Raw genomic sequence first — 6,594 nt, forward strand, 5'->3', positions numbered from 1 at the left:
ATAGGTGAGTGCATCACTGCTATTCATGGACCACGGAGGAGATTCCTCGTTAATCCTAATATCTGATTTCCCTTCGGACAAATGAATCGGAACAGGCAGGAACTGACCATAATGGCTCATTAACTCCATCACACGATCCCACTCATAATAGTCCTCGTAACCCTCCTTGCATGTCAAAAACACGGTGGTGCCGATTGGAGCATCCTTCTCAAGCTTGCGGATCGAGTACGTGCCGTCTGGCCGCCCGCGCCATTCTAAAGTATCGCCTTCTAGAGCGGAGCGGGTAATAACAACGATTTCGCCGCTCACTACGAAGCAGGACAGCAAACCCACGCCAAATTGTCCAATATAGTCATCTGCTGAATCCATTTCGTCACGCTTGGAGGTACTTCCGATTTGAGCCAAGAAAAGCTGGATTTCGGATTCGGACAAGCCTATCCCATTATCGTGAACGGCAATCGTTCGAGAACCGTAAATTTCAACTGTTACGCGTGCATCAAAACGATGTCCAAGCCGTTTGCGTGCTGTAATCGCATCAACGCCATTTTGCAGCAATTCCCTAATGAACACGCCTGGGCTAGAATATAAATGCTTTGAGAGAAGCTCGATCATCCCTTGTAAATTAACTTGAAAGTTCATTTCGCTCATCCTGTCTCCCATAGTGGATCTGTTTTTTATTGGTCTATTCCATTCATTGATTCGGCATTATACTCGCTTATCCTTCTTTATTTGCACAAAGAGGCAGGCAGCACCCAAATCCTATGGATGCTGCCTGCCTCACTCGATTATCATTTATTGTTGCTTACACTTTGAAAACAGATGCTTTCTCCTTCAAATCCTGCGAGGAAAGTGAAAGCTTCTCCGCAAGCGTGCGCAAATCATCGGATATATCATTTTGCTTAACTGAAAGCTCGCTCATATGTTCCATTTTCCCATTCACTTCTGAAGACGTCGTCAATAGCTTGTCTACTGCAGACACGATATGAGACATGCCTGTTGTAATTTCACTAATTGCCGTAGAAATCTCGCTCACTTGATCTGACAGCATGCTGCTTTGTGATTCCAATGCTTGGAATGTGCTGCTTGCGGTTTCGGATGCTTGACGAGTCGTGTTAATAACATTCGCGAAGCTGCCGATCGTGCGGCTGCTTGCTGCCACATCGCTTTGTATGAGTGTCAGCTCCTTCGTGATCTGCTTCGAGATCATATCGGTCTGACTGGACAGCTTGCGGATCTCATCAGCGACAACTGCGAACCCTCTGCCATGCTCACCCGCTCTTGCCGATTCAATGGATGCGTTCAGTGACAACAAATTCGTCTGTGTGTTCAAATCCTGAATGCCGTTCAAAAACTTAGCTACATTGTTATATCGTTCATTCATCGTTTCGAAAGCTTCAGTTAGCTTTGAGAACTGGTCTACTGTTTCATTTACCATCGAGACCACGCCAGCCATCTGCTGCGTGCCGTTATGAGATGATTGCTTCATATTTTGCATATCATTGTTTATGTATTCACTCGACGCAGCAATTTGCTGAGAGCTTGCTGAGATTTCTTCCGTAACTGCCGAAATGGATGAAGCATCGTCATACTGCGACAGCAACACTTTTCTGCCCAGCTCCACTTGGCCATTTACATCCTCTGATGCTTTTCGATTAATACCAATCATATTATCCATATTATTCGAAATGTGGAGCACAGATTCGCTCACTTCAAGCGTAGCTTTAATCGTTTCTCGCAGCTGATCGCCCATATTAGCCAAAGCGTGGTCAAGATCGCCAAATTCGTCAGAGCGAACGAGTTTTTCTTGACTTGTAAAATCATTATTGCCATACTGCTTAATTCTTTTTGTAATGCCTACAAGTCCTGTTCTAATCGATTGTGAGATGACAAAAATCATAATAGCAGGAAGAATAGCTAGCAAAATGACATTTATAAGCACAATAAGGTTCGCACTGGATATGTCTTTATCGAGAAGCTTCTGCGTCGCGTTAGCGTCTGCGGTCAAACGCTCGTGCATTGTATCGTTGGAATAACTTAGAATGACGGTATATACGCTTATTAGATTGCTTATGCGGAGCGATTTCTCATCTGATGATAATCCACTCACATCTGTATTCGTCACTTTCAAGTTATCTAATGCAAGCTTAAGAACATTAACCTGATTCGCATAATAAGGACCATCTTCCGTTGCAGGCGGATATTTCTTATCCATATCGATAAGCTGTTTCTCTAATTCATCGATGTTGGCAGGCATCGTTTCCAAATCCTTCATGATCAGCGTTGCATCGCTTTTGCCATTTTCAATGGCATCTACCATTAGAAGCATCACTTTCAGCAGCCTATTCGATATACCTTGATAATTGCGTTCAGCACGCTGCAATTCCTCTGAGCCTTCGACTGAGGTTGCTACTGAATGATTTTGAAAATAAATCAAAACGCCCGAGCCTACATTAAAAAGTGTGATGATTGCGGTAACAAGCAATAATTTGCTCGTTATTTTCTTCAAACTCAATTTCTTAAACAGTATTTTTGCTCTCTCTATCCTATCCTTAAAAACCATCCTGCTTGCTCTCTCCTCTGTCTCCTGAAAACAAAAAAAGCTATCCAGCCACAGGAGGCGGACAGCTCAGTTAGCTTATTATCCTTCCGGCGGTCTGGCAGCCATAGTGCGTACACCTTAGGCCCATAACTTTGCGTCCTTGTCTTTCAACAAGTTTGCCTTTTTCAGTTTGTCTATTTTGTAGTTTACAACTTAAACCAGTATAGGACTATTTAGTGAATTTGTCATCCCTTGAACCATATTTATTCTGTGGCTAAAAATAAGGTTGCATTGCAATAACGCCTTGCTAACGAATGAAAATAGGAGGTTTGGATGGAAATAACCGCAACGAGCAAAATATTTCGCACCGCTTCCCATTGTTTTTCCGTTAAATTCGGCAATCTGCTTGCAAATTGATTCGCTGAAGAGCGAATGACATGCTCTGTCAATAAATCTTGATGCGGATTTTCCTTCAAATGACCGGAAATGTCGAGCAGTTGATCGTTATTCGCATCTAGCTCCTCAAACATACTGGTATAAGATGCATATAATTCAATAGGCCCAACTAAATCGTCTGCTTCATCCTCTGGTTTCTTGAATACGATCTCAAAAAGCTTGCGTATTGATTCAAAATCAAGATTTGACTTTAAATCATCAATAATGAATAATAACGCAGCTTGGTTCAGAGAATATTTTTTCCCAGCTTTCGGACAATCGAAATAAGGTTTGAAATCTCGCTTTACCCAGTTTTGCATGGAGGTAATCGACAGATTCGAATATTCGATTAGTTGGCCCAACGCAGCAATTTCATGTAGTGAAAAGCCTTTAATCTCATTTCCTTTAATGAGCTTTTCAATAATTGGAGGCAGCAGCGTAGACATAAATGCAGGCAGTCCCGTGCCTTTCTCCAAGTCACATTGATGCGTTTTGGTCCATGCGGCTTGCAGCACTTGCAGTGGCTTCAAATTATACTTTCCGTCCAGAGCCAGCAGCAAGCAAGCCATCTCTTTTCGAGTAAGCGTAAAGGACTCCATATCGCTTCCTCCTCGCGCATTCGTCTTGCATTCCTATATTACAAGTTCATATGAACTCATCATATGCCGGAGAATGACGCTTGTAAAGGCTCGAAAATCAATGAGAATAAGCCTTTCATTCTCGTTAAATCGCTTTTAAAGCGCGTATAAGGCTGTTACCGTTGGATATGGCATTTGTCATATCATGTAATCATTCGTTATAGTAGATCATAAGAATAAAAAAAATATAAACATAAAAGGGTAGTGAAAAACGAAAATGGGTATAGGATTCAATTTATTCATGATTGCTCTTCTTATTTTATTAACTGCTTTTTTCGTCGCAACGGAGTTCGCCATCATCAGACTTCGCTCCAGTCGGATCGATCAGTTAGTGCTTGAGGGCCGGAAGAACGCACTTGCCGTTCAACGGGTTACGAGTAATCTGGATGCCTACTTGTCAGCCTGTCAATTAGGTATTACTATTACAGCGCTCGGGCTGGGCTGGCTGGGAGAACCGACAGTTGAAAAAATGCTTTTACCCTTGTTTGAACGTTTTGCTATTAACGATGACATCAGTCATATTCTATCCTTTTTAATCGCATTTATTTCAGTCACATTCCTGCATGTTGTTGTCGGGGAGCTTGCACCAAAAACGTGGGCGATCCAGAAAGCTGAATTTATTAGCTTCTTAACAGCAAAACCGATTATTTTATTCCACAAAATTTTATATCCTTTCATTTGGTTGCTAAATGGCTCGGCTAACGCTTTGGTTCGCTTGTTCGGATTGAAACCAGCTACAGAGCATGAAGAAGCACACTCGGAAGAAGAAATTCAAATTATTCTTAACGAGAGCTACCAAAGCGGAAAGATTAACAATACAGAATACGGATATGTAAGCCGCATTTTCGCTTTTGACGAATTGCTGGCCAAAGAAATTATGGTGCCCCGCACCGATATGATTTGTTTGTATACAAACAAATCATTAGCTGAGAACATGGAAATTATTCGCAAGGAACAATATACGCGTTTCCCGGTTGCACTTGAGAGCAAGGATAACATCGTCGGCATGATTAACACGAAGCAGCTTTTCCTAGAATATGAATCTGATCGTGATTTGGATTTCAAAAAGCTTGTTCATCCTGTACTGAGCGTTTCCGAGGTTACGCCAGTCAAAATGCTTCTAAAGCGAATGCAATTAGAACGTGTTCACATCGCTATTCTCGTCGATGAATACGGCGGTACTTCCGGACTAATTACAATTGAAGATATTTTGGAAGAAATCGTTGGTGAAATTCGTGATGAATTTGATGCTGACGAACGCAAGGAAATCGAACAGTTGGCCGATAACTGCTATCTTCTCGATGGTAAAGTATCACTTAGCGAGTTGAGCGATCTAACCGGCATGAACTTCGAGGAAGAGGATGTGGATACAGTCGGCGGCTGGTTGTACAGTCAAGTGACCGATCCAAAACCAGGCAAAGAGCACTTTTACGAAAATTATAAATTTATCATTCGTGAGACGAGCAAAAACCGGATTCGCAAGGTCGAAATGCTAATTGAGCAAAATCAAGAAGCCGTTGAAGGCGAAACCGCATAACGATAGGTTAACAAGAAAGAAGCAGCCTTTGCTCACTGCATAGGCTGCTTCTTTTTTGTTATGTCTTTATAACAAGCTGAAAATATGAACGATACGATCAAGCAGCCACTCATCCGTGTGGTCTATCGCCTCTTCTACAGAACATGGACCCGGCACGAGCGAGAAGCCTGCACGAAGACCAAGCTCCGACGTGTATGCTGAACTCGCATCAATTGACCCGCAAACGGCGATTACAGGGATGCGCTGCCCCCGAGCGGCATCACATATCGCCTTGATCACCTTGCCTGATCCCGTTTGGCTGTCTAATCTCCCTTCGCCTGTCAAAATCCAATCAGCGCCAACAATATGCTCCTCAAATCCAATTCTATCCATTACAAGTTTTGCTCCAGCGTGCATAGCGGCGTCAAAAAAAGCTAAAAGTGCTGCACCTGTTCCTCCTGCCGCTCCGCTGCCTGGCAAATTCGCCACATCAATCCCAGTATGCTTGGATATACATTCAGCAAAATGAGCTAATGCAAGGTCAAGCTGCTTGACTGCTTCTGACGATGCTCCCTTCTGAGGACCGTAAACCAAAGAAGCTCCACGCTCCCCGCACAATGGATTACTTACATCGCCAGCAATAATGAAGCTGCTTTCGCGAATGCTCGAATGGAAACCAGCATCATCAATCGATGCAAGCTTCGACAAATGAACGCCTCCAAGCGGCAGCTCTGCTCCACTTTCATCTAACAGCTTCATTCCGAGCGCCTGCAGCATGCCCGATCCGGCATCATTGGTCGCGCTGCCTCCTAAGCAAATAATAAATTGACGATAACCAGAACCGAGTGCATGCCGAATCAATTCACCGGTGCCAAATGTTGAAGCGATAAGCGGATTTTTCTCTTCACTCTTGAGCAAAGCAAGACCAGATGCTTCAGCAAGCTCAATAACCGCGGTTTGGCCATCTCCCAGTACGCCATATCTTGCATGAATGCTTCGGCTGAGCGGATCGTGAACAGGAACCTCGATAAAACTCCCGCCTGTAGCTTGTACCAAAATCTCCATCGTACCTTCACCGCCATCAGCCATTGGGAGCTGTACGATTTCAGCATGTGGATGTACTGTGCGAATGCCTGCTTCCATTGTGCTAGCAATTTGAAATGCGCTGCTTGACCCCTTAAACGCATCCGGTGCAATAACGATTTTCACCCTAATCATCCTTTCAGAAAAAAAATTAAAAAAACACTTGCAATTATTTCAGTTTATATGCGATAATACATCTTGTGTTTAGCGAATACATCTTGCCGTTGTAGCTCAACTGGTAGAGCAACTGACTTGTAATCAGTAGGTTGGGGGTTCAAGTCCTCTCGACGGCACCATCTTTTCCCGGGACGTAGCTCAGCTTGGTAGAGCACCTGGTTTGGGACCAGGGGGTCGCATGTTCAAATCGTGTCGTCCCGACCATC

Annotated in this window: 5 protein-coding genes, 2 tRNA genes and 1 riboswitch; of the genes, 3 read left to right on the forward strand and 4 right to left on the reverse strand. The window is 43.6% G+C overall.

Annotated features, from left to right (window positions below):
• From AC1DSE_RS27600 to AC1DSE_RS27610, 3 genes are all read right to left on the reverse strand, one after another.
• The coding region (locus AC1DSE_RS27600; protein WP_477528521.1) for an ATP-binding protein at window positions 1-639 on the reverse strand (639 nt) is incomplete at its 3' end.
• A 163-nt stretch (window positions 640-802) separates the two neighbouring features.
• Window positions 803-2,560 carry a methyl-accepting chemotaxis protein gene (locus AC1DSE_RS27605; RefSeq protein ID WP_477512144.1) on the reverse strand — a complete coding sequence of 586 codons (1,758 nt, stop codon included), beginning with the start codon at window positions 2,558-2,560 and terminating at the stop codon, window positions 803-805.
• A gap of 85 nt (window positions 2,561-2,645) precedes the next feature.
• A riboswitch (cyclic di-GMP riboswitch) is annotated at window positions 2,646-2,730 on the reverse strand.
• Window positions 2,731-2,802: 72 nt separating this feature from the next.
• On the reverse strand, window positions 2,803-3,573 hold the full coding sequence (locus AC1DSE_RS27610; protein ID WP_339208676.1) for a DUF1836 domain-containing protein: 771 nt from the start codon (window positions 3,571-3,573) through the stop codon (window positions 2,803-2,805).
• A gap of 256 nt (window positions 3,574-3,829) precedes the next feature.
• Here AC1DSE_RS27610 and AC1DSE_RS27615 point away from each other — a divergent pair, with 256 nt between their 5' ends.
• On the forward strand, window positions 3,830-5,149 hold the full coding sequence (locus AC1DSE_RS27615; protein WP_076268110.1) for a hemolysin family protein: 1,320 nt from the start codon (window positions 3,830-3,832) through the stop codon (window positions 5,147-5,149).
• A gap of 66 nt (window positions 5,150-5,215) precedes the next feature.
• Here the strand turns inward: AC1DSE_RS27615 and AC1DSE_RS27620 are convergent, their stop codons facing one another.
• Window positions 5,216-6,346, reverse strand: a complete 1,131-nt coding sequence (locus AC1DSE_RS27620; RefSeq protein ID WP_477512145.1) for a glycerate kinase — start codon at window positions 6,344-6,346, stop codon at window positions 5,216-5,218.
• A gap of 85 nt (window positions 6,347-6,431) precedes the next feature.
• Here AC1DSE_RS27620 and AC1DSE_RS27625 point away from each other — a divergent pair.
• Together AC1DSE_RS27625 and AC1DSE_RS27630 are read left to right on the forward strand one after the other, a co-directional pair.
• A tRNA-Thr gene (locus AC1DSE_RS27625) sits at window positions 6,432-6,507 on the forward strand.
• Window positions 6,508-6,515: 8 nt separating this feature from the next.
• Window positions 6,516-6,592: transfer RNA gene (locus tag AC1DSE_RS27630), tRNA-Pro, on the forward strand.
• The last annotated feature ends 2 nt before the right edge of the window (window positions 6,593-6,594 follow it).

The sequence above is a fragment of the Paenibacillus sp. 01L418 genome, assembly GCF_056400045.1.

Bases quoted from the DNA above. Each gene is read 5' to 3' on its own strand.
- AC1DSE_RS27615 (WP_076268110.1), top strand. From the start codon at position 3,830: ATGGGTATAGGATTCAATTTATTCATGATTGCTCTTCTTATTTTATTA.
- AC1DSE_RS27605 (WP_477512144.1), bottom strand. From the start codon at position 2,560: ATGGTTTTTAAGGATAGGATAGAGAGAGCAAAAATACTGTTTAAGAAA.
- AC1DSE_RS27610 (WP_339208676.1), bottom strand. From the start codon at position 3,573: ATGGAGTCCTTTACGCTTACTCGAAAAGAGATGGCTTGCTTGCTGCTG.
- AC1DSE_RS27620 (WP_477512145.1), bottom strand. From the start codon at position 6,346: ATGATTAGGGTGAAAATCGTTATTGCACCGGATGCGTTTAAGGGGTCA.